The sequence below is a fragment of the uncultured Chloroflexus sp. genome, assembly GCF_937129525.1.
In the GTDB taxonomy this organism is placed as follows: domain Bacteria; phylum Chloroflexota; class Chloroflexia; order Chloroflexales; family Chloroflexaceae; genus Chloroflexus.
Map to the genome: position 1 here is coordinate 1 of NZ_CAKZNK010000042.1, position 25,521 is coordinate 25,521.

At 57.1% G+C, this 25,521-nt stretch carries 22 protein-coding genes and 2 tRNA genes; 4 read left to right on the top strand and 20 right to left on the bottom strand.

The window, feature by feature from the left end:
• Positions 1–158: 158 nt before the first annotated feature.
• From Q0650_RS03985 to Q0650_RS03995, 3 genes are all read right to left on the bottom strand, one after another.
• Positions 159–232: transfer RNA gene (locus tag Q0650_RS03985), tRNA-Gln, on the bottom strand.
• 3 nt (positions 233–235) lie between these two features.
• A tRNA-Leu gene (locus Q0650_RS03990) sits at positions 236–322 on the bottom strand.
• Positions 323–526: 204 nt separating this feature from the next.
• Complete coding sequence (locus Q0650_RS03995; RefSeq protein ID WP_298816153.1) at positions 527–2,650, bottom strand: cyclic nucleotide-binding domain-containing protein; 2,124 nt, start codon at positions 2,648–2,650, stop codon at positions 527–529.
• Positions 2,651–2,779: 129 nt separating this feature from the next.
• Between Q0650_RS03995 and Q0650_RS04000 the strand changes: the two genes are divergently transcribed.
• The 3 genes from Q0650_RS04000 to Q0650_RS04010 all read left to right on the top strand — a co-directional run bounded on the left by Q0650_RS04000 (position 2,780) and on the right by Q0650_RS04010 (position 4,873).
• A complete protein-coding gene (locus Q0650_RS04000) occupies positions 2,780–3,538 on the top strand; it encodes a YebC/PmpR family DNA-binding transcriptional regulator (protein ID WP_298816155.1) in 759 nt (252 codons plus the stop codon).
• Between the two features lie 25 nt (positions 3,539–3,563).
• Positions 3,564–4,058: a crossover junction endodeoxyribonuclease RuvC gene (gene ruvC, locus Q0650_RS04005; protein ID WP_298816157.1), complete on the top strand. Its 495-nt coding sequence runs from the start codon at positions 3,564–3,566 to the stop codon at positions 4,056–4,058.
• A 137-nt stretch (positions 4,059–4,195) separates the two neighbouring features.
• Entirely contained in the window at positions 4,196–4,873 is a 678-nt protein-coding gene (locus tag Q0650_RS04010) for a hypothetical protein (RefSeq protein ID WP_298816159.1), read from the top strand.
• Between the two features lie 105 nt (positions 4,874–4,978).
• On the opposite strand, the gene Q0650_RS04015 is transcribed toward Q0650_RS04010, so the two are convergent.
• From Q0650_RS04015 to Q0650_RS04090, 16 genes are all read right to left on the bottom strand, one after another.
• Positions 4,979–6,322, bottom strand: coding sequence for a cellulase family glycosylhydrolase (locus Q0650_RS04015; RefSeq protein WP_298816161.1), 1,344 nt, complete (start codon positions 6,320–6,322; stop codon positions 4,979–4,981).
• Positions 6,323–6,391: 69 nt separating this feature from the next.
• Positions 6,392–8,194 (bottom strand): hypothetical protein, encoded by a 1,803-nt coding sequence (locus Q0650_RS04020; RefSeq protein WP_298816163.1) that lies wholly within the window; start codon positions 8,192–8,194, stop codon positions 6,392–6,394.
• Between the two features lie 925 nt (positions 8,195–9,119).
• On the bottom strand, positions 9,120–10,595 hold the full coding sequence (locus tag Q0650_RS04025) for an HD domain-containing phosphohydrolase (protein ID WP_298816165.1): 1,476 nt from the start codon (positions 10,593–10,595) through the stop codon (positions 9,120–9,122).
• 375 nt (positions 10,596–10,970) lie between these two features.
• Positions 10,971–11,351 carry a response regulator gene (locus Q0650_RS04030; protein WP_298816167.1) on the bottom strand — a complete coding sequence of 127 codons (381 nt, stop codon included), beginning with the start codon at positions 11,349–11,351 and terminating at the stop codon, positions 10,971–10,973.
• A 30-nt stretch (positions 11,352–11,381) separates the two neighbouring features.
• The gene (locus Q0650_RS04035) at positions 11,382–12,332 is read right to left on the bottom strand and encodes an L-lactate dehydrogenase (protein ID WP_298816168.1); all 951 of its coding nucleotides are present in this window, start codon (positions 12,330–12,332) and stop codon (positions 11,382–11,384) included.
• A gap of 161 nt (positions 12,333–12,493) precedes the next feature.
• Complete coding sequence (locus tag Q0650_RS04040; protein WP_298816170.1) at positions 12,494–12,820, bottom strand: STAS domain-containing protein; 327 nt, start codon at positions 12,818–12,820, stop codon at positions 12,494–12,496.
• Positions 12,817–13,245, bottom strand: a complete 429-nt coding sequence (locus tag Q0650_RS04045; protein ID WP_298816172.1) for an ATP-binding protein — start codon at positions 13,243–13,245, stop codon at positions 12,817–12,819. Before Q0650_RS04045 ends, Q0650_RS04040 begins: the two co-directional genes overlap by 4 nt.
• 74 nt (positions 13,246–13,319) lie before the next feature.
• Positions 13,320–14,882: a lipopolysaccharide assembly protein LapB gene (locus Q0650_RS04050; RefSeq protein WP_298816174.1), complete on the bottom strand. Its 1,563-nt coding sequence runs from the start codon at positions 14,880–14,882 to the stop codon at positions 13,320–13,322.
• A 153-nt stretch (positions 14,883–15,035) separates the two neighbouring features.
• Positions 15,036–16,160, bottom strand: coding sequence for a PP2C family protein-serine/threonine phosphatase (locus Q0650_RS04055; protein ID WP_298816176.1), 1,125 nt, complete (start codon positions 16,158–16,160; stop codon positions 15,036–15,038).
• Positions 16,161–17,582, bottom strand: coding sequence for a CheR family methyltransferase (locus Q0650_RS04060; protein WP_298816178.1), 1,422 nt, complete (start codon positions 17,580–17,582; stop codon positions 16,161–16,163).
• Complete coding sequence (cheB, locus tag Q0650_RS04065) at positions 17,579–18,664, bottom strand: chemotaxis-specific protein-glutamate methyltransferase CheB (protein ID WP_298816181.1); 1,086 nt, start codon at positions 18,662–18,664, stop codon at positions 17,579–17,581. Before cheB ends, Q0650_RS04060 begins: the two co-directional genes overlap by 4 nt.
• Positions 18,665–18,704: 40 nt before the next feature.
• Entirely contained in the window at positions 18,705–19,064 is a 360-nt protein-coding gene (locus tag Q0650_RS04070; RefSeq protein ID WP_298816183.1) for a PleD family two-component system response regulator, read from the bottom strand.
• A 2-nt stretch (positions 19,065–19,066) separates the two neighbouring features.
• Positions 19,067–21,280 carry a hybrid sensor histidine kinase/response regulator gene (locus Q0650_RS04075; RefSeq protein WP_298816185.1) on the bottom strand — a complete coding sequence of 738 codons (2,214 nt, stop codon included), beginning with the start codon at positions 21,278–21,280 and terminating at the stop codon, positions 19,067–19,069.
• Between the two features lie 6 nt (positions 21,281–21,286).
• On the bottom strand, positions 21,287–22,780 hold the full coding sequence (locus Q0650_RS04080) for a methyl-accepting chemotaxis protein (RefSeq protein ID WP_298816187.1): 1,494 nt from the start codon (positions 22,778–22,780) through the stop codon (positions 21,287–21,289).
• Positions 22,777–23,190, bottom strand: coding sequence for a hypothetical protein (locus tag Q0650_RS04085; RefSeq protein ID WP_298816190.1), 414 nt, complete (start codon positions 23,188–23,190; stop codon positions 22,777–22,779). The genes Q0650_RS04080 and Q0650_RS04085 overlap by 4 nt, the downstream gene beginning before the upstream one ends.
• Positions 23,187–23,648 (bottom strand): chemotaxis protein CheW, encoded by a 462-nt coding sequence (locus tag Q0650_RS04090; RefSeq protein WP_298816192.1) that lies wholly within the window; start codon positions 23,646–23,648, stop codon positions 23,187–23,189. Before Q0650_RS04090 ends, Q0650_RS04085 begins: the two co-directional genes overlap by 4 nt.
• 370 nt (positions 23,649–24,018) lie before the next feature.
• On the opposite strand from Q0650_RS04090, the gene rplS reads away from it, so the two are divergent.
• Positions 24,019–24,369 carry a 50S ribosomal protein L19 gene (rplS, locus tag Q0650_RS04095; protein WP_298816194.1) on the top strand — a complete coding sequence of 117 codons (351 nt, stop codon included), beginning with the start codon at positions 24,019–24,021 and terminating at the stop codon, positions 24,367–24,369.
• 92 nt (positions 24,370–24,461) lie between these two features.
• On the opposite strand, the gene Q0650_RS04100 is transcribed toward rplS, so the two are convergent.
• Positions 24,462–25,262 carry an alpha/beta fold hydrolase gene (locus Q0650_RS04100; protein ID WP_298816196.1) on the bottom strand — a complete coding sequence of 267 codons (801 nt, stop codon included), beginning with the start codon at positions 25,260–25,262 and terminating at the stop codon, positions 24,462–24,464.
• Between the last annotated feature and the right edge of the window lie 259 nt (positions 25,263–25,521).

Sequence of the window (25,521 nt, forward strand, 5' to 3'; positions counted from 1 at the left end):
CGCGCCACCACGCCCTACCGCTGCCTGACCCGCTCGCCTCCTCCGACCGGCCCGCGCCACCACGCCGACCCTATTGGCTATCCTGCCTGACCAATGCCTGCCAAATTAAAAACTCCTTTCTCACGTCGTTGTGAGAAAGGAGTCATCGTAGAAGTGATTGGCTGGGGGACAGGGATTCGAACCCCAACTACCTGGGCCAGAACCAGGCGTTCTACCCTTAAACTATCCCCCACCTTGGTGCCGAAGGTGGGATTTGAACCCACACGAGGTCACCCTCACTACGCCCTGAACGTAGCGCGTCTGCCAATTCCGCCACTTCGGCATGGCGCGGTTTCCCGACGCAGCAAAATAATACTACGCTCAGCGCATTTTGTCAAATGTTTGTCGCGTGGAGAGAGGATCGCACAGGGCGAAATGTGGCGGCAAACCGGCATGCAGCAATGTCCTCAACTTCAACATCGCCGGGGTTGCGACCCTGATCTGGTCATCATCTCACCGGCAACGGCTTCCCAGGAATAGTGGACAACTAATGATCAATCGTCTGCAAATGCAGCAGCACATCAGGGTAAAGCAAATAAAGCCGTTGCAGCGCTGATGCGCCAATCATCCACACCACACTGTCGGTAAGTACCGTCACGGTGAGACGGTACGGTTCGCCGCGCAACACCGACCGAATCCCGAAACAATCGCCGCTACGATCGCTTTCACCCTGCGTAGCGCCGGTAAACATCAGCCGTCCGCTTACCAGCAGATAGCCATACGAGCCTCGTTCTCCCTGCCAGCACAATGTGCTACCGGCTGCTACGACTTGCGGTTGAAAATCGAGGGCCAGATCGAGCAGCGTCGCCCACGGCAACAGCATCAGCCCCGGTTGCTGCCAGAGCCATTCAGCGCGGGCAAACGCATCGCGCAATTCAAGGCGAGCAGCGACCGTTGCAAAGAGATCGGGGGTAATCTGCAAAAGCTGCACATCACTATGCGCCCGCATAGTACTTGTGCGCGGTTCGCCGATCAATGCCCCTCGCTCGCCGATACTGTTGCCACGCCCTAACAATCTCACCGACTCGCCGCCAACGAGAATTTCAACTATACCGTGATGCACTACATATGCGCTGCCATCCGAAAAGTCGCCTTCGTAGGCAATGATTGCGTCTGCTGCATAGTCCACAATTGCGCAGCGCGCGGCCAAATCTGCGCGTTCGTTCACTGGCAGACGGGCAAAGATCGGACAGATGGTAAGAGTTTCAAACCGCTGCCGCTGCTCATCATCACTAATGACCTCGCCAATCCCAACAATGTGCCCGCTACCCGCCACCTCGACCCGATCGGCCAGCTCGCCGATAGTATCGAAATCGCGCCGACTGGTATGGGCTAACACCACTCGCCGATTCCTGGCGCTCAAATCACGTAGCAATTGCGCCGTCGGCGTCGTGTGAATTGCGCCGCCACCCATGTCGTGTACCAGCACTTCTGCACCCTCAGCAAACCGACGCAATGCTGCCAGCCGCTCGGCGCTCAAATGCCCGGTCTGATAAAGATGTGTCAACCATGCCTCGTCGTAGCGCATATCACCCGAATAGCCGATACCGGCCACCCGCACCGCAATCGTCGGGATCGAATGCACGGCGTAAATCGACTCGAAGTGGTAACCGTGCAGGTCAAGCGGTTGACCTGGATCAAGCGGAAAAAAATCGAACAGCTCAGCCACTGAGTCAGGCGGCAGATCGAGCATCGCCCCTAAGACGCGCAACAAGGAGCGATAAATCGGTTGCGCAGTGACAAGTTGCACTCGCTTACCGCCGGTCAAAATCAATTCCGGCAAACCGGCGATGTGGTCTTCGTGCGCATGCGAAATGATCACCAGATCAATCTGGCGCGGCGCAAGCCCCAAATGCGCCAACCGCACGTTCAGATAAGCGGCAGCATCGAATAACAATGGCTGTCCGGCGCCAATATAGGCCAGGAAGCAAGTGGTGATACCGGTGGGATCAAACCCATCGCTACCGCCAATAAATTGCAACGTGATCGCCTGGCGAGCCAGTGGCTGCGGCGGCGCTATCTTCAGCGGGTGGGCAACAGTGGTAATCGCCGCAGGTACACGCGCAACCTCACTGCCACGCTCAAGAAAGACCACATGACTCCCATCACAGCGAATCTGAACTGAATCAAAGTCACCGCCGCCTTCTTCCAGCGCCACAATCGTTACCATATCATCAATCGTCGGCGAACGGCCTAATTGCGGATAGAAGGCAACCGTCTCACATTCGTGTTTCAACCATACCGCCGGCCACTCGGCAAGATCGACCGGGCCGTTGATCGTTTCCTGGAGCAGCAGACGCAGGCGCGCCGCCTGATTCTTAGTCACCGTGATCAGGGTCGTGCGTCGCTGCTGCCCAAAAAAATTGGCATAGATGATGAATTCGACGCTCGCATAGTTGATCCCCCGCCGCACAAAACCACTTGATCCAGGTTCACCCCCCACCGGTGCATCCGGCGGCAACACGATGTATGACGGCGGCGAAATACCTTGCGCCAGCAAGAATTTCAGGCTCTCTGGCGGACTATTGACCAGCACGTCGCCGACGGCTGTATTGACCACGTAGATGTCATTAGGCAGACATCGTACCCGACCGGTGATTGCTGGTTTCATAGCCACTCCCGAGGTAGCCTTTGCAAGGTTCTCTATTGTTTAAACGTCTGCGCTGGATAAATTGATCAATCGGTGACATGCTATAATTGAGCACAGTATAACTTTTCATGAGCGAGGAGGCTAGATGGTATGTCCGGCCATTCTAAATGGCACACAATTCGTCGCACTAAAGGCGTTAACGATCAGCGACGCGGTCAGCTCTTCACCAAGCTCGCGCGCGATATTACGATTGCCACTCGCGAGGGAGGCAGTGGCGATCCCGATCTCAATTTCCGCCTGCGACTGGCGATCGAAAAAGCGCGCGCCAATAATATGCCAAACGAAAATATTCAGCGCGCGATCGAACGCGGCCTGGGTAAATCAAACGAAGCAGCGCTGGAAGAGATCTTCTACGAAGGCTATGGCCCCGGCGGCGTCGCCATCTTGATTGAAGCCGCTACCGATAACCGCAATCGCACCAGCTCCGAGGTGCGCGCAACCTTCAACAAGAATGGCGGTAGTCCTGGTGAACCTGGCTCGGTGGCCTGGATGTTCGAGCAGAAGGGGTTGATCACGGTCGATCTCAGCGCCACCAGGCGCGATCCCGATGAATTGCAACTGATTGCCATCGATGCCGGCGCCGATGATGTGGTCGTTGATGACGAGACGCTCGAAATTTACTGCGAGTGGACACAACTCAACGCCATCCGGCAGGCATTGCTCGATCAGGGCGTGCCGATCAGCGGCGCCGAGAAGATGATGCGCGCCAAAACCCTCATCCAACCCGATGAGAAAGACGCGCTGGCTGCATTGCGCCTGATCGAAAAGCTTGAGGATCTTGACGACGTGCAGAAGGTCTATTCAAATCTCGACATTACTGCCGAACTGGTCGCGCGCTTCGATTCGTGACCGTCTGACTGACAGCGAGATGAATGTGCGCGCACTTGGTATCGATCCGGGAACGGCAACGATGGGGTGGGGAGTGGTTGAGATCAGCGGTGGCAACCTGCGCCTGATCGAGACCGGCGCTCTCACCACGCCGCCCAGCCTGCCCCAGCCCGAACGGCTTTTGCAACTCTACAACGGTCTCTGCGCGATTATCGAGCGATTGCGACCCGATACCGCCGCCGTTGAAGAACTCTTCTTCGGCAAGAATGTCAATACCGCCCTGACAGTCGGGCAGGCGCGCGGAGTGGCTCTGCTCGCTCTCGCCCAGGCCGGCATTCCTGTGTACGAGTATAAACCGCTGGCCGTCAAGCAGGCAGTAGCCGGTTATGGTGGCGCAGACAAGCGGCAAATGCAAGAAATGGTGCGGCTGACCCTTGGTCTGACTGCCGTCCCGCGACCTGATGATGCCGCTGATGCGCTCGCGATTGCCATCTGCCACGCCTACACGGCTCCCAACCGGCAGCGGTTAGGGTTGTCATGACCTGTCTCACGCAGGTGTGTGAAAGGCAACCATAACCTGCACACCCTTTCCTTCCGGAGGCTGTGAGTTGAGTACACTGCGCGCTATCCGGTGGAAATGTCCGTATCTCTCGATATATCCGCTACCGGCATCAACCTATGGCTTCTCGTCGTCGCCCTGGCGCACCCGCCGATTTTGAAGAGATCCGACCAAACCTGTTTCTCATCCACAACCCGGCGCTTGGCCCGGTCTTGCGTGGCGAAGGCGAGCGCGAGGGGTTTCATTTTCGGCTCACCGGCTGGCGCCGCGCCGGCCTGTTGGGTCGGCTCGCCAGTCGCGGTTTTGTCACCCTGACAATTCCAGATCGGATCGCCGCGCTGCCAGCGCCGCCAATCACCACGCTTGGGCCGGCCCGTACCATTACCGTCGGCGCAAAACAGCAGCTTAGCCTGTTGGATCTTTCTGCGCGCGGCGGCTGGCAACCGATCCCAACGTCTGACAAAGGCACTGTCACGCTCCGTGAGGGCCAGATCGTTCGACGGCGACGCGGACGTGGGCCGGCTGAATATCTGCGCATCACCGCCGCTGGCTGGGAGATCGTGCCAGCCGATCATGCTATCCTGATCGCCTACGGTCAGTTAACCTCGCGCCCGTTTCTGAAAATCGCCACGACCCCCGACGGCTGGATCCTGCCCGATTTCCCACTGCCAAAGGAGTATCGTCAGGTACTCGGCCAGATTGCCTTACCCCACACCGAAGGCTGGCTCTTAAGCGGCGAGCTAGAACGCGAAATGGCGACGGCACTCCTGGCGAAACTCGGCGTGACAATCGGATAACGCCGAAACCGCGCGATTGCGCCTTGCGCTAACCGGATGCAAATGACGAGAACGACAGTGGGGCAGATCGCGAGTGCTGCCCCACTGTCGTTCTCGTGGCCAAAATTATGGCGCAACAAATCGCCCCTGCCACGTCTTAATCAGAGCAATCGTATCCTGCGCGCGCAAATACGACAGACGTGGACTCCAATCGGGATTGAGAATCGCAAACGCAGCCTGCTCGTGATTCGGATTGCCCTGTTCTCCCCAAAGCACCGCAAAGTTGATGTTCCAGAGGAACATATTACCGACAAAGGGGTAATTATCGTACACGCGCAGCATCGCCGAACGAATATACTCAGCCTGTTGCTCGGGGGTCACATAGTTACCAAATTCATACCCTGGCGTATTATTCGGCGTTGCCCAGCCATACTCGGTAATCCAGATCTCCTTATCACCCATTCCGTACTGCTCCATCCACTTCCGCACATTCTCTACGTGACGGAAATAATGCGTCTCGTGGTCGTTCCAGCAGCGATCGGGCGCCGGCTGGCAGCCGGGGATGAAGCTGGGATTGTCGGGCCAGAGCGTATCCGGCGGGTTTGCCGCGCCACCCGGATGTACCGCCTGGATGTCAAAGTAGTTGCGCACCTCGCCATTGTTGTAGGTGTACATGAGGCGGTAAAACTCTTGATCCGAGAGCGCGATGGCCGGATTCGTAACACCGCTCGACGACGAGGCCGCTGCCAGCACCAGCGCATTCGGATTGAGTGACTTGATCCGGGTGTAAGCCGCTTTCAGCACCTCGACATAGTGACCGACATCTTCCGGCACAATCTCACCGCCATTCTCGACCGCCAGATTCGGCTCGTTCCAGATTTCGTAAGCCTGAATCTTATCGCCGTAACGTCGCACCATCTGCTCGAGGAAATTGGCCAGCGTCTCCGGATCGTCAGGCAAACCATTGGTAGCATTGTATGCCGTCGGCGACCGCACCACATTGACTAGCAGTTTGATCCCTGCTCGATCAACTGCATCCACAATCCGATCCAGCTCATCCCAACCGAAGATACCCTTCACCGGATCTTCGATATCCATCCAGACCACCTGCTGGCGGAACCAGTCGAAACCGGCATTCCTGGTAAGTTGCAATACCCGGTCGCGATCGGTGTAGTAGAGATGACCAACAATCCCAAACTCCAGGTAATCGGGGTTGATCGGCACCGGAGTCGGCTCAATCGGCGCAGCGGTCGGCTCAACCGGCGCAGCGGTCGGCTCAGGCTGCGCTGGAGCCGGGGTTGACGTGGGCGGTCGCGCAGCAGTATCTGGAGTAGCCACTACCGCTGCCGTGGGCACATTGCTTACAGGAGGAGTCGTCGGTTCGCTACCACAGGCAGCCAGTGCAGTGGTAACCATCATCAATACCAGCAATATGGCCGGCAATCGCCGGAAAAAGACAATACGAGACATACAAACTCCTTGCATACAGCATGGCGCGATCCAGCACTGATCATCGCCGGATCGCGCATTCAGTCAGGTTTAATCTTTGGGCATGGCTTGAATTGCAAACCAGGCCGGTCGTGGGATCCAATCGCCATTGATTACGCCAAATGACGCCTGCTCGTGCAACTCATTCCCCTGAGCCCGCCACGGCACGGCAAAGTTCAGATTCCAGAGGAACATTGCCCCCACCCATGGCGCATACTCGCGGCGACCGATCTGGAAGGCGCGCACAATCCACTCGGCCTGACGCTCAAACGAGATCGAGTTGCCGTATTCATAGCCGGGAGTATTATTGCGCGTTGCCCAGCCAAACTCTGTAATCCAGATCTGCTTGTCGCCCAGCCCATTCTCTACCAGCACATTGCGGATGTCCTCAATGCGGCGGAAGTAGAATTCGCGGCTGGTGCGCCATTCAGGACCGGGTCCGGGCCGATCTGGCCAGAGCGTATCAGGCGGATTGTACTGTCCACCGGGGTGAACGCCAATGGCATCGACATTGGCGCGGAACTTGGGATTCGACGCCATCGAGCGCATATATGAGGTGTCGCTGAGCGCAATATTGACATTATTCGTTTCAGTGCTGGTTGGCGCACCACTGACGACGATAGCCATCGGATCATTGGCTTTGATCGCCTTGTATGCCACTTCGAGCAGGTCAACGTAATAGCTGGCATCGGCAACGCGACCGCCAACTCCGCCGTCGCGCGCGCAATCGCCGCCATTTTCACAGGCGCGATTCTGCTCATTCCAGATCTGATACGCCTGCACCCGTCCCCGGTAGCGCTTGGCCATTTCACCCATGAAATAGGCAAAATCTTTAAAATTCTCGCGGCGGGGCATTCCATGGCTACCGTTGGCCGTTGCCCAACTTGGAGCGGCGACAACGCTGAGCAGCAGACTCACGCCCTGCCGGTTAGCATCGGCGACAATATCATCGAGTTCCGCCCAATAGATAGCGCCCGAACGGTCGTGCAGATCCATCCAGCGCACCTGCTGGCGAATCCAGTAGATGCCGGCATCGCGGCTCATCTGCAAGACTCGATTGCGATCCTGCCACGCTGTGCCCTGCCCGTATAGATGCGCATTGAAACCGTAGATAAACGGGCGCGGCAAAGCTTGATCCGGCGGACGATAGTTGAAGGCCGGGTTTGCGCGATGCCTCAAGTCGCGGTACTCATTGCCGAGCAAGCCGAGCAGGATGCGGTAGCGTGGATCCGGCTCATCAGGATGCCATTCCATCCGCTGCCGCTCGAAGTATTGCACCCAGTAGATCTCGCCGGTGGCCTGGTTGCGTTCCTGGAATTGCTCAGAGAGGGGGTAGCCGAACACTTCAAGACCGCCATTATTCAACCAGAAATTGCGGAACGGTGCCGGGCTATTGCGCAATGTATGACCGGTTTCGGCAAACCACGTTCCATCACCTGGATCGGGCACTCGCTGGAAGGGAGGTTCATTCTCGCGCCCTTCCACCAGTCGCCGACCGAGCAGCCGGCCCAGAATATAGTAGCGATTGTTCTGCTGGCCGAAATTCTCCGGATGTTCTTCCAGAATGGCACGCTCGAAATACTGTACGCGATAGAACTTACCCGGTTCGGTAAAGCTCTCTTCGATAAACGGCTCGGAGATTGGATACCCCAGCACAAACAACGCATTCGGCGTATTTTTCCAGGTCTCTAAAAACCAGTTGACGGCGCTATGCCCGGTTTCGGGAAAATAGCGCGCCTGATACGGCGGGTATGTGTCGGGTACGCCGCCCTGCGCTGCGCCAGATCGCGGCCAGCTCAGCAACGAGGCAACCATTACCAGCAATCCGAGCGCAGCAAACAACCGTCGCACCATTGAGAATCTCTCCTCTCTACGTGACAGTTCCAGGTTGTAGTAGCCTGATCGGATGGGATCAGCTCGCACAGTTCATGGTAACCGGCCTCGAATAGAATGGGGCTGAAGCCTGACTAACACGTCCCTGACAAAAGAACAACAAGCTGACATCATCCGCTCTGAAAACCACGGCGATTATACCTGTCTGTCTGATTCAACGTCAAGCCCGAGCTGGTTGTTCCCGGGCATAGCTACTCATTCGCCCGATACGCGCAGCCAGAACGCCCGGCAGCTCAGACCTGACTATGGTATGCTGACCAGTAACGGTTGGCAAGTGGCAATCTTCGTATCGTAACGAGGGATGATCATCACAGATTATGCGCAAGGCGCTTCTTATCTTACTCACCTACCGCTGTCCCGATCTACCTCAATCCTGCACGCTTATACCAAAACGGTTCGGCCAATCCCCGGCAGACACTATGTTCCATCCACCAGAGCGAGCCGGGTACATTTCCGCCAATCTGGTCGTGGTCGACGACATCACGACGGGCAATGACGCCGATCTGCGCGCACATTCCTGGTCAAAAGCATTCCACCTGCCACCCCAGAGGTGGGTGACAATCACATCCACACTTCGTACACCGATCTCGACAACACGGAAGGACAGGTTCAAAACAGCCATACTGCGGGGCAACCCCATCGGGAATGACCGTCATTTCGGCGCGCTAACGCGCCACAGCTTCCAGCACGACCGCTACAATGACAGACAACAGTGCGCTCAACCTGACCGGACTTTATGTCCAGGTCAGGGAGTGCCATGCTGCCCGATCTCGTTTCCAAATAGAAGATCAGTGCTGCGCGCAATGCGAGACGAAGTAGCGAGGAATAGTCACGGTAACTCTGCGGCTCGACAAGCGGTTATATCCAGCAACCGGGTTTCGCGCAATCACGACTCTACCGCAGCCGGCTGGCGGCGCAATTGGCGCAGACGCGGCGCCTGTTCCCACAATCGTTCGCGATGCATCAGCCGTACAAACGCATCGACCACTGTGGGATCCCATTGGTAGCCACTCCCACGCTGAATCATCTGCAACGCCTGTTCGGGATCCATCGCCGGTCGATAAGCCCGATCGGCAGTCAGGGCCTCGAAGGCATCGGCCACAGCCAGAATCCGCGCGCCGAGTGGAATCTCGTCGCCGCGCAACCCGCGCGGATAGCCATTCCCATCAACTCGTTCGTGATGGGCCTCGATAATCGGCAAGATGTCGCGCAAACCGTGAATCTGTTCAAGGATGCGCACACCGATTTGAGGATGCAGGCGCATCTGGGCAAATTCCTCCGGCGAGAGCGCGCCGGGTTTGAGCAAGACATCATCGCGCACACCGATCTTACCAATATCATGCAAGAGACCGGCGTAGTGAATCTGTTCAACCTCCTGATCGCTCAACCCCATTTCCTTCGCCAGACGCACCGCATATCGGGTCACCTGCTGCGAATGACCATACGTATACGTATCGCGCGCCTCGATCGCGCCGACCAGCGCCGCGATCATCTGCTCGTACTGTTCTTTGAGCGCGCGGTAGAGACGCGCATTGTCAAGCGATGCCGCCAGGTGAGAAGCAAACACCTCGATCAAACGGCGTTCGGCGGCATCGAAAGGCGGTTGCTCTTCCGCTCGCGCCAGTTCAAGCATGCCAATCGCGTGGTCATGACTGCGCAAGACCACTTCCACCCTTCGCGTGGGAGAGGCAACTATATTGCCTGCCAACCGACGATACGCCTCTCGCAGTGCATCTTCAGTGGCGCCGGTCAACGGCTGACTTGCCCCGGCCTGCGGCCCGGTCAGCGCAATCAATGCTTCACCGTGAGCATCAATCAATGATAGACCGATATAGATCGGCGCAAAGCGACGGTTTACAAATTCTACCAGGTGGGTTGTCTGCTGCTCAATATCAAGCGAACCCGCGATAGCCTGACTAAACTGATACATAAGCACGAGATCAGAGAGGCGTTCTTTCTCGTGGCGAATACGGCGCAGCTCGAGAGCGGTGCGGATCGTCTTCTGCAACTGCTCAGCGTCAATCGGTTTGGCGATATAGTCAAGCGCACCCAGTTTGAGCGCCTCGCGGGCCGTTTCAACCGTCGCGTTCGCCGTCATGACAATTGCGTCAGTCTCAAGATGATGAGCGTGAAGCTGTTGGATCAGGGCAATCCCATCGAGGTGAGGCATTTGCAGATCGGTCAACACCAGATCGAAAGGTTGTTGACGCAGCAAATCTAGCGCCGCCAGACCGTGCTCGGCAACGGCGACATCATACTCACGCCGCAGAAGCAGGCGACAAAACTCCCGAACATTCACTTCATCTTCAACGATGAGGATCCGCGGGCGGGGAACGAAGGCCGGAGAGGAAGCATCCACCATACCGAAGACTCCTCAGACTGACAGGTGATCCGCGCTCACTGCTGATTGCTCTTTAACGAATTATAAAGCAGCAATGTGTTGGCAAGACTACAACAGCAACCAGGCTGATGAGAATATGTTCATACGGATGCTATCGGCGCGCGGGCCGGAATGACAAAAGTAACCTGTCTGTGCGACATCAGCATATTGTGATCTATTAACTACCGGGTTGCAGCGTTTCAGAAGATGTAGGGGCAAACAATCAACATATCTCAGCCGACCGTTGTGAAGGTAATGTCCAGATTGGGGAATTCAATGTCAGGCGCCTTGCCCAATCCGCACTGTATTGCTACGAAATTGTGGCAAAACGAAACCCAACACATTCCTCTCACTACCTCAATCATCACCTTGATTCTGGCGAGCAAAGTACTTTTGCAATCGCCGTTCCAGCTCATCGAAATCAAACGGCTTGGTTAAATATTCGTTCACACCGGCGCGGAAAGCCTTCTTCTCGGTGTCAGGTGTTCCGAAAGCCGTTACCATAATCACATAAACCTGCGACTGATTTTGACGGAGCGTGCGCACCAAATCAAGCCCGTCCATGCGGGGCATATTCATATCGGTGATAATCAGATCACACTTGTGCACCATCAGCTTTTCGAGGGCATCAACCCCATCTTCGGCTTCCACTACGTTGTAGCCGCTGTTCTGCAATAAGAATCGATACAGACGGCGCGTGGCGGACTCATCTTCAACAACCATAATTGTTGGTGACACGGCGCACTCTCCTCGACTGCAGTGTTTGCCCTAACTGACATGAGCCAGATACTCTTGCAAAATGGCGGCTGAGCGCCGGAAGAGAGTAATTTCCTGTTCTGACAACGGTAGATTCAGAACCTCTTCTGCCCCATCGCGACCCACGATGGTTGGCAAACTGATCGCAATATCAGCTACGCCATACTGACCAGTCATCAGGCTGCTAACCGTCATCACGGTATGTTGATCGCGCAGTACTGCTTCAGCAATGGAAAGCAAACCCAATCCAATCGCGTAATATGTAGCTCGCTTCCGCTTAATAATCTCGTATGCGGCATTGCGCGTCTGTTCAAGGATTGCATCAAGCGCCTTCTGATCGTAGCCCTGACCATTAGCGCCGACAAAATCGACCAGCCGCACCCCGGCAATATTGGCCAGACTCCAGAGGGCCAGCTCGCTATCGCCGTGCTCGCCAACGATGTAGGCATGCACTGAGCGTGGATCGACACCGTAATGCTGGCCGAGGAGATAGCGGAACCGCGCTGTGTCGAGGATGGTGCCAGACCCAATCACGCGATGAGCAGCCGGGCCGGCGAACTGCGCTGCGATTGTGGTTAAGATGTCAACCGGATTTGTTGCCACCACGATGATCCCATCGTCATTGGCGGCCAAAATGGCAGGGATCAGTTCACGGAAGATTGCCGCATTGCGACCAAGCAGATCGAGGCGGGTTTCGCCGGGGCGCTGATTCGCGCCAGCGGCAATCACGATCAGGTCAGCGCCGGCCAGATCGGCGTATGTCCCGGCATAGATTCGCATTGGGCGCACGAAAGGCAAGCCGTGGTTGAGATCCATTGCCTCGCCTTCAGCGCGCGCCTGATCGATATCAATCAGCACCAGCTCACTGGCAAGGCTACGCTGCATCAAGGCATAAGCAAACGATGTGCCTACCATCCCGGTTCCAACCACGCCAACTTTGCCGGTGCGTTTGCGCAGAGTCATGCATCCCTCCTGACTATTTCTCCTTAATCATACCATATCGCGCCGGAGGTTGCGCGCGCGGCAACAGTTGCAGCAAAGATATCTGCGCATTGTCATCGATTTGTTAGTTTGGAGAAAGCTGCCGGTGAGGGATCTAACCGGGCCGGGTTGTCAAAGCCCCATCAACGGTACGCGGCCAGATCACGCTCTTCGATGGTTGGCATATAGCGCGACATCTCAACCATCTTAAAGATCTTCTGATGATGAGGCGTCACATTCATGGCAAACAACTGGTAACCGGATTTGCGGGCATTGACTACAAACTTGAGCAACGCCGAAATGCCGGCTGAATTGATGAACGAGACCTCGCTGAAGTCGAGCACCGTGATTGGCCGCATCTGCTGGCACTCTGCCGCAATGGCAGCAGCCGAGACCGCATCAACACTGGTGGTCAAGATATGGAGCACCACCACGTCGCCAAACTCTTCTCGCCGAATAATGTCGCTCATTGTTGCTGATCCCTCCGATACAAACGGAGCGTAAGCACCGTTCCATGCTGCGATGAGTCTACCTCATAATCGTCAACCAGGGCACTGATCAGATACATCCCGAAACCACGCAGATAGCCGGCATCGAGATGAGCATCATCGATCACATGACGCGAGAAGTCAAGGCGTTCAATACCGCCACCTTGATCACTGATCCGGATCTCCAGTTTCTCGCCGTCGATTTCAAAGATGACCCCAACCAGCTTCGCGGTATCGCCGCGATTGCCATGATCGATTGCATTATTGACGGCCTCGCTCACCGCCAGTTTCAGATCCTCGACCCGTTCAGGACTGAGGCCGGCAGCGCTTCCGATCTCTGCTGCGCTGGCGCGCACCACTCGCTCGAAGATCGGAATCGACGGTATCCGCAGCTCTACTCGTTGCATACATCCTGCCTCTACGAGCATATCCTTTTTTTCTATTTCATTGTAGCGAATCAGGCGAACGACAACATTGCCAGTTACGAGGATAAACGTGAGGTAGAATGAGGACGCGCTCGACTGGCGCCATTCATTGTCGCTGTCTGTCGCACTAAATGGTCGTACCGACGCAGATACGCTTTGCCCAGCGACGTATTACCCACTTGCAGGTAGCATGCGCCAAGGTAATAGAGCGCCTGCGCGTGACGGGGATTGCGGCGCAACACCTTCTCAAACAACGGGATCGCGCGCGTCGGTTCGAGCAACTCTTTATAGCATAAGCCGAGCATAAACTGCGTTTCAATATCGTCGGGCCATTGCTCAAGCACCTGTTGAAACTCGCGCGCAGCCAGATCGTAACGACCACGCCGGATGTACATATAGCCGAGATCGAAACGGAGCGAGTGCGCATCAGGCGCCAGTTGCACTGCCTTGCGCCACGCCGCCAGCGCCCACGTATCACGTCCCAACGTGTTGTAGACAAAACCGAGCAGATAATGCGCCTGGGGATCGGTAGGCAGCAATTGCACTGCCCGCTCAAAGGCGCGCGCCGCCTGCTCATTTAACCCCATATCGTACAGGAGCTTACCCATCTGCAAAAAGAGCTGACCGTGGTGAGGATTGAGACGAGCGCAGGCAAAGAGGATTTCATATGCCTGTTTTGGTTTCTTTTGCAGCCGCAAAATGGCGCTCATCCGCAGGCGAGCATCGACGTAGTGGCGATGCTGCGGCGGCACCTGTTCGTACTCTTCGTAAGCCTCATCGAAGCGACGCTGCCGGGCCAGCAGATTGCCGAGCAGGTAGCGCGCAGCATACTCTTGCGGTCGCCACTGTAACAGCGCGCGGTAGATGCGCTCGGCCTCTTCCTCATAGCCCTGCTGTTTTAAGGCCTGACTCAAGCGGTAATACCATTGCGCCACCTCTTCATCGCTGCGATTCACCAACGGCTCGTCGGGCAACGGTTCTGGCGACACGAAGGTCGGCTCGACCCGCAATGCTTCGGCGAAACAGCGCTGAGCCAATTCATGCGCGCCATGGCTCTGATGCATCAGGCCCATGTAGTAGCGTGGCTCGGCAGCCTGAGGACGGGCTGCGCACGCGCTGCTGAAGTGGATGTACGCCCGACCGGCGTCGTCGATCCGCTGGTAGCACCGACCAAGCGCGAAGTGCGCCTCGTAGAGATTTGGGTTGTGCTCAAGTGTTTCCTTAAACGCCGCAATCGCGCGATCGATCTGGCCAAGCGCCGCAAATGCCACACCGAGATTGTAGTGCGCTTCGGCCAGTTGTGGGTCGGTTTGCACCGCTTCAAGGTATTCGCGTAGCGCCTCTTCCCAATGTTCCTGGAAGGCTAATGAATTACCAATATACAGATAGATGATCGCTCGCTCACGCTCGTAGATTTGAGCCTGCTCTTCACCATCAACATACGCTGCAATCAAAGCAGCTTTGAAATGCTCGATTGCATCAGCATAGGCCGCGCGCAAGTATGAGCGCATCCCTTGACTGAAGGCCGCCCCTAGCCGCGTTCCGGCCATAAATCGTTCACTGCCACTGAAGGTATCGAGGTCGAGGGGCATAAATTGGAGTTCGTTTGTCGTTGCCATAGCGCACCTCGGTGACCAGATTGATGCTGATTTCTACTATAGCATGCCCCTTGCCCTTCGTATATTGGAGAATCTTCATTTCAAAATATACGACAATATATAGTTTTTTGAGAACACCAACGATGTATCGTAGTACTTTTTATCCAAAACTGATCACAACAGCATCCGATAATCATCGAGTGTCAGCCGAACCTGTTGCATCAGTTCGCGCGTCAGGCCACGTCCCAGGCTGGCCTGAGCCTGCGCTTGCAAACGGGGCAATACCTCGCGCCACGCCTCGGCTTCAGCCGGCACACCATCGGCAAAGAGCGTGTCCCACAGCGTCTCGATGCGCTCAACGCCGATCACATCAGCGATCACGCTCCTGAGTTCAGCGCCGAGATCAAGCAGACGCCGACGCAAAATGACCAGTGTCACATCATCGCTCAGCACGCTGTTCGTCCAGGCGCGTACAGCATGCACGAGCGCGGCTGCCAGCGCGCGCGGTTTGCATTGTGGCTGTGCCGCTATCAGCTCGGCCAGTTGTTCGAAGCCAAACATATGCCCATCAGGTCGCTCAGCCTCGATCACCCCATCGGTGTAGAGCAACAGACTCTCGCCGGGAGCGATAGTGGCGGTCAATTCGGTGTATTCACTGTCGCTGTCAACACCGAGCGGCAAGCCGGTTACTTCCAGCTCGCGTACCTGGTCGGCAATCAGGATCGGAAAGGTATGGCCGGCATTGGCGCAGCGGATCACGCCACTACGCGGATCGAGCTGCGCGTAGAGCATCGTCACCATCCCGTGCGGTATCTCGCTCAGCACCCCAAGGTTTACGGCAGCCAGGGTTGTCGCCGGATCGAGATTGCGGCGCGCTTCGTGACGGAAGACGGTGCGAGCCACTGCCATGCGCAAGGCAGCAGGCAAGCCTTTGCCGCTGACATCGCCGATCATGATCCCTTGCCAGCCATTGGCCAGCGACAGAAAATCGTACAGATCGCCCCCAAGATCGCGCGCCGGCAACGAGATAGCCGTTACTTCCCAGCCAGGCAGATGTGGCGTCGCTTCCAGCAGTAGCCCCTGCTGAATGTCACGCGCCAGTTGCAACTCTTGTTCGATCTCTCGCGCGCGCTGTTGAGCGGCTTCATCAACCGCCGACGCCGGTGGCGGCAGCGGATCGGCAGGTGGCTCAACCCGACGCGTTGCGACCAGGCAGCGCTGATGATGAGCCAGCAGGCTCGGCCACATCCGGCGCCGTCGTGTCAGTTCAGACAAGAGATGACCATTACGGACAGCCATCTAGCGCTCTCCCTCAAGCCGAACAATCCAGCGTCGGCAACTTTCTGTCAGCCAGTGAATGGCCACCCCTTCGAGCACTTGATCAGGTGGCAAACCAGCCAACAACCGTTCAGCATTGCGATATTCACGAATGGCATCAACGACCCGACCGGTCTGACGATAACACTCAGCCAGATGAAACGCAACTATCGGTGAATCGTTGCTCAGATAACGGGCTCGCTCAAGATGCCGAATGGCCAGCGGCAACTGCTGCTGACGCTCGTAGATTAACCCCAGCAAGAGATGAGCTTCGGTGACCAGTGGATTCAACTCGAGCGTGCGGCGCGCTTCGGCCAGCGCCAGATCGAGATCGCCACGGTTAGCATGCGCTTGCGCCGCTAGCGCCAGCACCGCCGGTGCGTGCCGACCAGCCAGGGGCGCGCGGGCAAACAGATCGAGCGCTGCGTCGATCTGACCGCTCTCGATCAGGCGGCGACCGTCACTGACCACCGTTTCATCAGTGAACAGCGCCGACTGCCTTGAAGCTGATCCGGTATGGCGAGGGCGAGTCATTCGTGGCTGGGCAGTTCGTTTGCCGCCTGACTCGGGTAACGAACGCTGACGTGGCGGATCTTTGCGGTACAGAAATGCGCCATCAACGGCAATCGGACGCAAACGGTCAAAAATATTCCATAGCGTCTCGGAAAATCCCAGACAGAGCGTGCCACCCTCGGTCAAAATCTCGTAGAAACGCCCCATCAGCGCGCGACAGGTATCGAGCGAAAAGTAGATCGTTACGTTCTGACAAAACAGAATATGTGTGCCACGCACCGCCGGCGGGAAGGGTTCGAGGAGATTGTGTTGCGTGAAAGTCACCAGTTGCCGCACCCGTTCTTGCACGGCCAGGCCATCACCAACCAGGGTGAAGAAGCGGAGACGCTGGGCAGGTGTCAGGTTTGTGAGGGTACGTCCTCGATAGACACCCTGACGCGCCTTGGCCAGCGCAGCGGCGCTAAGATCGGTCGCCAGAATCTCAACCGGTCGCGGCAACGGGTCACCAAGCGCTTCGAGCGCGGTAATGGCGATAGAATAGGGTTCCTCACCCGTCGCGCAGCCAGCGCTCCAGATTTTAATCGGCGCCCCTGGCGGTAGCCTGGCGTGCAGCTCAGGTAACAGGGTTTTGCGCAAGGCTTCCATATGGGGACGATTGCGAAAAAAGACGGTCTCATGATTGAGGAGCAGTTCGGCCAGTTGCTGCAATTCATGACGATCTGCGCTTAAAGTCAGATCGGCCAGATATTGAGCCGGCGCGCGCCCAACGACTGCTGAGCGCCGTTCCACTGCGCTGCGCAATGTGATCAGGCGGGCTTCATCAAGCAACACGCCACAATAGCGGGCCAGCAAATCACGTAACGGGCTAAGTGATTCCGGCGATAGCGTCATACGATACTCGTTGCAGCAGGAAACCGTTCACGCAACACGGCCAGAATCTGATCGGGCGGCAAGACCAGCTCAGCGCCACCGATCTCGATGGCAGCGCGCGGCATTCCAAAGATAGTGCAACTGGCCTCGTCTTGGGCAATGGTTAACCCGCCGGCGCGCCGAATCGCGCGCATCCCAATAGCGCCATCGCGTCCCATGCCGGTCAACAAAACACCTACTGCGCTAGCGCCATAAAGGTCAGCCACGGCAGTCATCGTAATATCAATCGAAGGGCGTTGGAGCAACAAGGGTGACATACTAAGGCGCACAGTGCCATCTGGTTGAATGAGCAGATCGGCCCGATCGGGCGCAAGGAGAGCGCGAGCCGGTTGCACCATCATGCCTTCTTCAGCCAGCGCCAGTGGAATAGCGCTAGCCCCGGCTAACCACTCAGCCATACCGACGCCGAAACCCTGAGCGATATGCTGCACCACGATCACGGCTGCCGGAAACTGCGCCGGTAATCCGGCAAGCAACTGACGCACCACTTTTGGCCCACCGGTTGAGGCGCCAATAACGACCACCGGAAACTGGCCGGGAGCGATCCGCGACTGTCGGTTCTGACGAGGCGCGCTATTCACCGCTCTGCCACCGGTAAACGGTGAATGGCGCCGACCACGCAGATGAGTCACCACTTTGACCCGGGCCAACAGCTTAACCCGCCGGATCAACATCTGGCGCAATTGATCGAGTGAACCGGGATCGGTCAGGTTTGGCTTTTCCATGACCTCGAGCGCGCCGGCAGCCAATGCTTCAAATGAAATGCGGGCATCTTGACCGCTCACTGCCGCCGAAAACACCAGTATCGGCGTTGGATGATACGCCATGATCTGGCGTGTCGTCTCAACCCCATCAAGCACCGGCATGCGCACATCAAGTGTGATAAGATCGGGATGGAGTTCGGCAGCCAGCGCAATGGCCGTTTTCCCATCTCCGGCTTCGCCCACCACGCGGATGGCAGGATCGCTTTCCAGCAACTGACGCAACAAACGTCGCATCAGAGCCGAATCATCGACAATGAGGACGCGCAGTGGGGTCGCCATAGACACCTTCTCACTGATATGCTGCCGACAGGCTGCGTCATCACTCCATCTCTAAGACCAGCCGAACCCGGTTGGGCAAGTTGAGCAGATCGATATCTTTGTTGAGATAATCGTCAACTCCAGCCTCAAATGCCGCTCGTTTATCATCCGAAGAAGTGAGCATAATGATGCGCAGATCGTCAAGGGCCGGATTTTCACGAATACGGCGACACACCTCATAGCCATCGATCCCGGGCATCTGCACATCAAGCACCAATAGATCGGGTGGTTCGGCAGCAATTGCTGCCAGTGCCTCTTCACCGCTATGCGCGAGCTGAACCGTATAACCGTACATCTCGAGCCGCATCTTGACGATATCGGTGACGAGCCGGCTATCATCGACGACTAGAATGGTTGGCATAGCTACTCCTCGTGGCCGAGCAGTTGCTGAATCACCGTCAGCAAACTGGCTTGATTAAACTGGCTCTTCACGATGTAGGCCTGCGCCCCTGCTTCCAGACCACGGCGACGATGCTCTTCAGAGGCAAGGCTGGTAATCAATACTACTGGCAGATCGGTGAGGGCTAACTCGCGCCGGATGCGAGTCGTGAGGGTAAAACCATCGACACGAGGCATCTCAATATCGCTTACTACCAGATCGTAGGCGTTTGCGCGCAGCCTGTCAAGAGCGTCAGCCCCATCAATTGCCACAGTTACTTCATATCCGGCTGACTGCAAAATACTACGCAAGAGTTCGCGCGTGGTGAATGAGTCATCGACTACCAGCAAGCGCGCCGGGCGCGCCGGTTTGTCAGACAGTTGACCGATTGCGCTCGGCGCTACAATCCGTCGGCGATTGCCCTCGATCAGGTATAGCGGATTTACGAGCAAGACCAGACTGCCATCGCTCAACTGCACTGCTCCATTCAGTGCTGGCCAGCGGGTAAAGAGCGGACCAAGCGGTTTAACCACGGCTTCGCGTTCGTCGAGCAGTGCATCAACCAGCAACGCAATGCGCTGCTGGCGAGTTTGCAACAATATAGCCGGCGCGCGGGTCTGGCGCGCCAATGGGCTATCGGCAGTGATGCCCAAAAGCTCAGCCATGGCAACCAGCCCGACCGTTCGCTGCTGGTAAGCGATGGTAGGTTGACCATCGATCAACTGCACCTGATCACGACGCACCCAGATCATGCCTCGTGTCACTGATGCCGGTAGCGCCAGCATTTGCCGTCCCACCTGCACCAATACGACCCGGCTGGTGATCAACGTCAATGGAATGGTCAACGTGACGGTCGTGCCTTGACCAACAATTGAGTCGACCCGCACCTGTCCACCCAATTCAAGCAAATTGGCGCGCACGATATCCATCCCGACACCACGACCCGAAATCTCGGTCACGGCGCGCGCGGTTGAAAATCCGGGCTGGAAGATGAGATCGATTGCCTCCTGACTGTCAAGCCGGTTTGCCTGCTCTGTGGTGAGCATGCCCAACTCAACTGCTCGCCGACGTACCCGATCGAAATCAATTCCACGGCCATCATCGGCAATCTGGATGCGCACCTCATTGCCCACCGACTCGGCGCTGACCCGGATCAAACCAGTCGCCGATTTGCCGAGCGCAACTCGCTCATCCGGCAACTCAAGGCCATGATCAACTGCATTTCGCACCAGATGAACCAACGGGTCGCCGATCAATTCCAGCACTTTACGATCGAGTTCGGTTGTCTCACCACGGATCTCAATCGTAGCCTGTTTACCGGTAGCTACCGCCAGATCACGCACCAGCCGCGGCAGATTGTTGAAGATGGTGGCAATTGGCAGCAGGCGCACTGCCATCACCTCTTGCTCGAGATCTTTGACCAGCAGATGCTGACTGGTGAGATAGCGATCAAACCGGTCGCTCTGGCGTTGCACGGCATCAACAAGGGCGGATTGCGCTTCCCGAAGCGCCGTAAGTCGCGCATCGATGGCCTGGCGCTGAGAGGATGAAAAGCGTAGCCGGGTCAGCTCTTGCTCAAGGGTCTGCAATGCGCGCTGCTGACGATCGACGATTGCTTGTAAAAGGGTCAGCTCTTGCCCGATCTCTCCCAGCCACTGCTGATTGATCGCCAGTTCACCGGTCAGATTGAACAACCGATCAAGCCGGTCAACCCGCACCCGCACGGTCTGACGCGCGGCGCGCGGCGCCGGCGCGGACGTAGCAGGCGATGACGGTAACGAGACAACAGGCGGTGGTGGCGCTGCGACATCGGTTGCAGGCGGGCCTAACATCTGCAACAATTCCGGCACTACCTTCAAGTTTTTCTCTGACAAATGCGGCGCCTCGGCAGCTAGCCGCCCGATCAGATCACCGCTTTGCAACAGACGATCGGCCAATGAGCGATCGAGCGTTCGCTGTCCCGATCGGATTTCACCCAGCACATGCTCAAGCGCATGCGCTATCTGTGCAATTGGATCGAAGCCGAGCATCCGGGCTGATCCCTTGATCGTATGCGCGGCGCGAAAGGCCCGATCAAGCTCGCTGCGGCGCAATTCAGGGCTGACCTCGCTCTCGAGCGACAGCAAGGCATCGTTTAGCACCCGTAGATTATCGGCAGTCTCATCACGAAACTGGGCGTAGAAGCTGCTAAGATCCATACATCATCAATTCTCGCGCCGTAATGAGCTGCGTCCATCATCACTAAACGACAACCCGTGGAGACGGGCCGCAATCGCTGTCAGCCTGGCAGCCGATTCGGCCATGTGGCGCGCGCTGAGCGCCGATTGGCGCGCTACCTCGGCAATTTCACGCATCGTCTCAACCACCTGCTCACTGGCACTCTGTTGCTGCGCCGTCGCCAGACCGATTTCAGCGGCAGCCTGCGCTGTGCGCTCGGCGACCATCACAATATTGTCCATGACCTGACCGGCGCGGTGGGCAAGCTCAACGCCGCGTTCCACCTCTTTGCTACCCTCTTCGGCGGCTAATACCGCAGCGCTGGTTGCCTGTCGGATTTCGGCAATCACGCCCTTTACCTCTTTCGCCGCGGCCAGCGTGCGGTTAGCCAGACTCTTCACTTCCGCAGCCACAACAGCAAAACGGCGACCATACTCACCAGCTCCGGCAGCTTCAATTGCGGCATTTAACGCCAACAGATGGGTTTCATCCGAGATGTCATCGATCAGATCGATAATCTCGCCGATCTGTTGTGACCGCTCACCCAGGCTGAGCACGCGGGTTGAGATGTCTTGCACCCGTTGTCGGATACGCTCCATTGCCTGAATACTCTCATCAACCGCATCCTGGCCACTACTCAGTTGTTCAAGCGTCTGGTGCGCTGCCTCCGCTACGTGTTCGGCGGCCTGAGCAATCTGACGCGCCGTGCTGCCCAATTCTTCGATTGTTGTCGAGACTTCCGTTACGGCGCTGGCCTGCTCACTGGCGCCGCCAGCCTGCTGCTGCGAATTGGCCTGCAATTCTGCGGCAGCGGCAGCCAGATCGCTGCCCAATTCGACCTGCTGAATATTCTTCTCCATCAACTGTTCAGTCTTCAGTAGCAGCTCCTCGGCGCGAGATTGCGACTCGGCCAGCGCTCGACTCAGATCACGGCTGCTCAACCACGCAAGTGTACTGATTACGATGACGGTTAAGACAAAGAACAGAGTGTCAAGCATCCGATTATCGCCGGAAAATGATTGGAGACCGAGATACTGTTCGGCCAGCAGCAAACCGAGATATGTGAGGATGCCTGCCAGACTGACCGTCAACGTATCACGTCCGCTCCCTAACAGGCCGGCGCCCACCATCGGAATCAACAAGACTACCACCCGCGCGCCATCAACCCCGCCAAACAGCAAGATGACCATCACTGCGCCGGTGATCATCGCCAGAAAGAGCCACCACCGACCGGGTATCGTTTGCCTTCGACTGACAAACCAGGCCGCTAAACCATACATCGCCAGTCCAACGACGGTCACACTGTTGGCAACCAGAAAGGTTTGAGCAGCGACATTGCCGGCAAACCAGATGATCAGCCCAATGATCCAGCAGAGCGCCAAAAATCCGGCACTCACCAGAATCAACCAGCGCAATAGCGCGCGATTTTCACGTAGGGCCATCAGTTCGGTCGTGGAAGAGACAGACATTTCCGTTTTCATTGCGCTTCCTGAGAATGAGCCAGTTGCAGACCAAGAGCAAGATCGGCGGCCAGACGACGAAGATCAAGCGCCACCACAGGCTGTTCGGCGAGCAAGGCAACACCGTACACCCATGGCAACTGTAAACGAGCTGACACAAATGCGGCGAGCGGATGGATCACCGGCGCTTCGACCAGAAGATCAACCCGCGCTACCACTAATTCTACTGTGCGGCGACGCAAAATGATACGCAAGGCATGGATACGACCAGCAACGGGTGGATCGGCAGGATCGAGCAACGGGCCAAGTTGACGCCGAATGATCGGGCGACCACGCTCGTCACGATCGGCAACCCCGGGCGCACCGATAGCGTCAACATCATGCTGCCGGCAGAGATAACGGCGGGTCGTCGTTTCCAGCAACAAAATCACGTTGCCTCCTGCGCCAGCGCAAAGATTGCCGCCGGATCAAGCACTGCAACCGGCTGGTCGTGATAGCGAAAGATCGCCCGTATTAACCGCTGTGCCGGATCAGGCATATTGGCTGGTGATGGTTCGAGTTGGGTCGCATCGATCGCGATCAGATCATCAACGCTATCAACCAGCAAGGCTGCATCAAATTCTTCGTGATGCAGCCAGATCAGGCGGGTAGCGCGATCGGGCGCGGCAGCGGGTAGCGCCAGCAGTAAGCGCAGATCGATGACTGCCAGTATTTGGCCGCGCTGATTGATAATACCGGGCAGCAATGGCGGCGCACCAGGAATCGGCGTTGGAGATCGCCAGCGCATAATTTCGCGCACATGACTGCCGAGCAGCGCATATCGCTCGGCTGCCAGACGAAACACAAGATATTCCCCAGGAGAAACCGGTTGAGCTGATGACGGCTGCATACACTATTCAATCGCGATCGGCGATGTTTCCAGCGATTATAACGTGTTTCACCATTGTTGACTAGAATCCGCTGTCGGTGGAGCGAGATAATGGAAACCACATTCCAAACAAGAATACTTATAAACCAAACTATGTTATTCTATTCCGATCAAAATATTGTGTGACCGGCGCCAGCGACTACAGAGCCACGAGCGATCTCTCGACACCCTATGGCTTGCCGGCATGTGGCGGCTGTGGTATAATCCGAACCGGAACAGAGCCGATCTGGCAGGCGGCGCATCATCCGCCTGCCAAATTTGTGTGTCAGCGCGCCGCGCAGTCCCGTTTCCATACGGGCGCCTGCCGGCATTAGGCGAAAGGAGCGACGCCGTGTCGCAGCAACTGCTTGAAGAGTTGGGCCGGCGCCAGTACCGCACCGACATTCCTGAATTTCGCGTCGGTGACACTGTGCGCGTCGGCGTGAAAGTGGTTGAAGGCAACCGCGAACGAGTGCAAGATTTTGAAGGGGTCGTGATTCGACGCCGTGGCGAGGGCATCAACGAGAATTTTACCGTGCGACGAATTGCATCACACGGGATTGGTGTCGAGCGCACATTCCTGTTGCATGCGCCGCGGATCGACTACATTAAAGTCATCCGCCAGGGCAAAGTGCGCCGGGCCAAACTTTACTACCTGCGTGGCCTCACCGGCAAAGCGGCCCGCATTCGCGAGCGACGCTAGTCGTTGCGCTCATGATCTAGCTTTGCGATGGCGCAGCGGCGGGAATACCGTCGCTGCGCTGCTGTTATTCGTTTCATCGCCGCAACCACCAGCTATGCGCGCCCTGCTTCGACGCGCATGACCAATTCGGTCAGCGCCAGATTAAACTCTGCCGGACGCTCAATCGCGCTCAGATGGCCGGCTCCAGGAATCACAACCAATCGACTACCGGCAATCCCTTCGTGCAACACACGCGCCTCAGCCGGCGGCGTCAGCCGATCTTCGTCCCCGACGACGACTGTTACCGGCACGCGAATCTGGTTTAAGAGCGGGGTCGAATCGGGTCGCGCCGCCATCGCATGCAACGCTGCAGCAATCGCCGCCGGTGGGTTGGCAGCCGCAATCGCTTTCAACTCAGCCAGCAAAGCCGGACTGACCTGCGGCGCAACGAGATTTGGCAACAGACGCTCGGCCAGCGCCGCGCTACCTTCCTGCAATACCAGTTCAGCATTGGCGGCCCGGGTTGCGCGCGCCTCTTCGCTATCGGCAGTAGCGCGGGTATCGGCCAGCAACAAACCGCTAAACCGCTCCGGAGCTTTTCGCCACAACGCGAAAGCGATATAGCCACCCATCGATAAGCCGGCAAAGATCGCCTGCCCAATCCCCAGGGCATCGAGCAGCGCAATGACATCATCGGCATAATCATCGAGTGATTGAGGAGCAGGCGTCAGAGCTGAACCACCAAAACCGCGCAGATCGGGCGCAATCATCCGAAACCGGTCGGACAGAGTCGTCAGTTGGGCGCGCCAAAGCGCGGCGCTGAGCGGAAAGGCATGCAACAACACAACCGGCGTCCCGCTACCGACATCGTCATAACGCAACTGCGCACCGGTCGGTAACGACAGGGTACTCATCAGAACCTCCAGCCAACGCTGCCTTAATCGGATACATCTTGTACCCCATAGTATAACGCCAACCGAAACAGTTTGTATGGAACTACCGCCGTCGGTTATCGGCTATAGATCTACCGCAGAGGTCACAGAGCACGCAGAGGAACTATTGCCTATCAGCTATCGCCTATCGCCTATCGCCTATCGCCTATCAGCTATCGCCTATCGCCTATCGCCTATCAGCTATCGCCTATTGGCGAAGTAACGCCAGCAACCGATCAAT

Excerpts from the sequence above, each read along its gene's own strand:
- Q0650_RS03995 (WP_298816153.1), bottom strand. The coding sequence starts at position 2,650 with ATGAAACCAGCAATCACCGGTCGGGTACGATGTCTGCCTAATGACATC.
- Q0650_RS04000 (WP_298816155.1), top strand. The coding sequence starts at position 2,780 with ATGTCCGGCCATTCTAAATGGCACACAATTCGTCGCACTAAAGGCGTT.
- Q0650_RS04010 (WP_298816159.1), top strand. The coding sequence starts at position 4,196 with ATGGCTTCTCGTCGTCGCCCTGGCGCACCCGCCGATTTTGAAGAGATC.
- Q0650_RS04015 (WP_298816161.1), bottom strand. The coding sequence starts at position 6,322 with ATGTCTCGTATTGTCTTTTTCCGGCGATTGCCGGCCATATTGCTGGTA.
- Q0650_RS04020 (WP_298816163.1), bottom strand. The coding sequence starts at position 8,194 with ATGGTGCGACGGTTGTTTGCTGCGCTCGGATTGCTGGTAATGGTTGCC.
- Q0650_RS04025 (WP_298816165.1), bottom strand. The coding sequence starts at position 10,595 with ATGGTGGATGCTTCCTCTCCGGCCTTCGTTCCCCGCCCGCGGATCCTC.
- Q0650_RS04035 (WP_298816168.1), bottom strand. The coding sequence starts at position 12,332 with ATGACTCTGCGCAAACGCACCGGCAAAGTTGGCGTGGTTGGAACCGGG.
- Q0650_RS04040 (WP_298816170.1), bottom strand. The coding sequence starts at position 12,820 with ATGAGCGACATTATTCGGCGAGAAGAGTTTGGCGACGTGGTGGTGCTC.
- Q0650_RS04045 (WP_298816172.1), bottom strand. The coding sequence starts at position 13,245 with ATGCAACGAGTAGAGCTGCGGATACCGTCGATTCCGATCTTCGAGCGA.
- Q0650_RS04050 (WP_298816174.1), bottom strand. The coding sequence starts at position 14,882 with ATGGCAACGACAAACGAACTCCAATTTATGCCCCTCGACCTCGATACC.
- Q0650_RS04055 (WP_298816176.1), bottom strand. The coding sequence starts at position 16,160 with ATGGCTGTCCGTAATGGTCATCTCTTGTCTGAACTGACACGACGGCGC.
- Q0650_RS04060 (WP_298816178.1), bottom strand. The coding sequence starts at position 17,582 with ATGACGCTATCGCCGGAATCACTTAGCCCGTTACGTGATTTGCTGGCC.
- cheB (WP_298816181.1), bottom strand. The coding sequence starts at position 18,664 with ATGGCGACCCCACTGCGCGTCCTCATTGTCGATGATTCGGCTCTGATG.
- Q0650_RS04070 (WP_298816183.1), bottom strand. The coding sequence starts at position 19,064 with ATGCCAACCATTCTAGTCGTCGATGATAGCCGGCTCGTCACCGATATC.
- Q0650_RS04075 (WP_298816185.1), bottom strand. The coding sequence starts at position 21,280 with ATGGATCTTAGCAGCTTCTACGCCCAGTTTCGTGATGAGACTGCCGAT.
- Q0650_RS04080 (WP_298816187.1), bottom strand. The coding sequence starts at position 22,780 with ATGAAAACGGAAATGTCTGTCTCTTCCACGACCGAACTGATGGCCCTA.
- Q0650_RS04090 (WP_298816192.1), bottom strand. The coding sequence starts at position 23,648 with ATGCAGCCGTCATCAGCTCAACCGGTTTCTCCTGGGGAATATCTTGTG.
- Q0650_RS04100 (WP_298816196.1), bottom strand. The coding sequence starts at position 25,262 with ATGAGTACCCTGTCGTTACCGACCGGTGCGCAGTTGCGTTATGACGAT.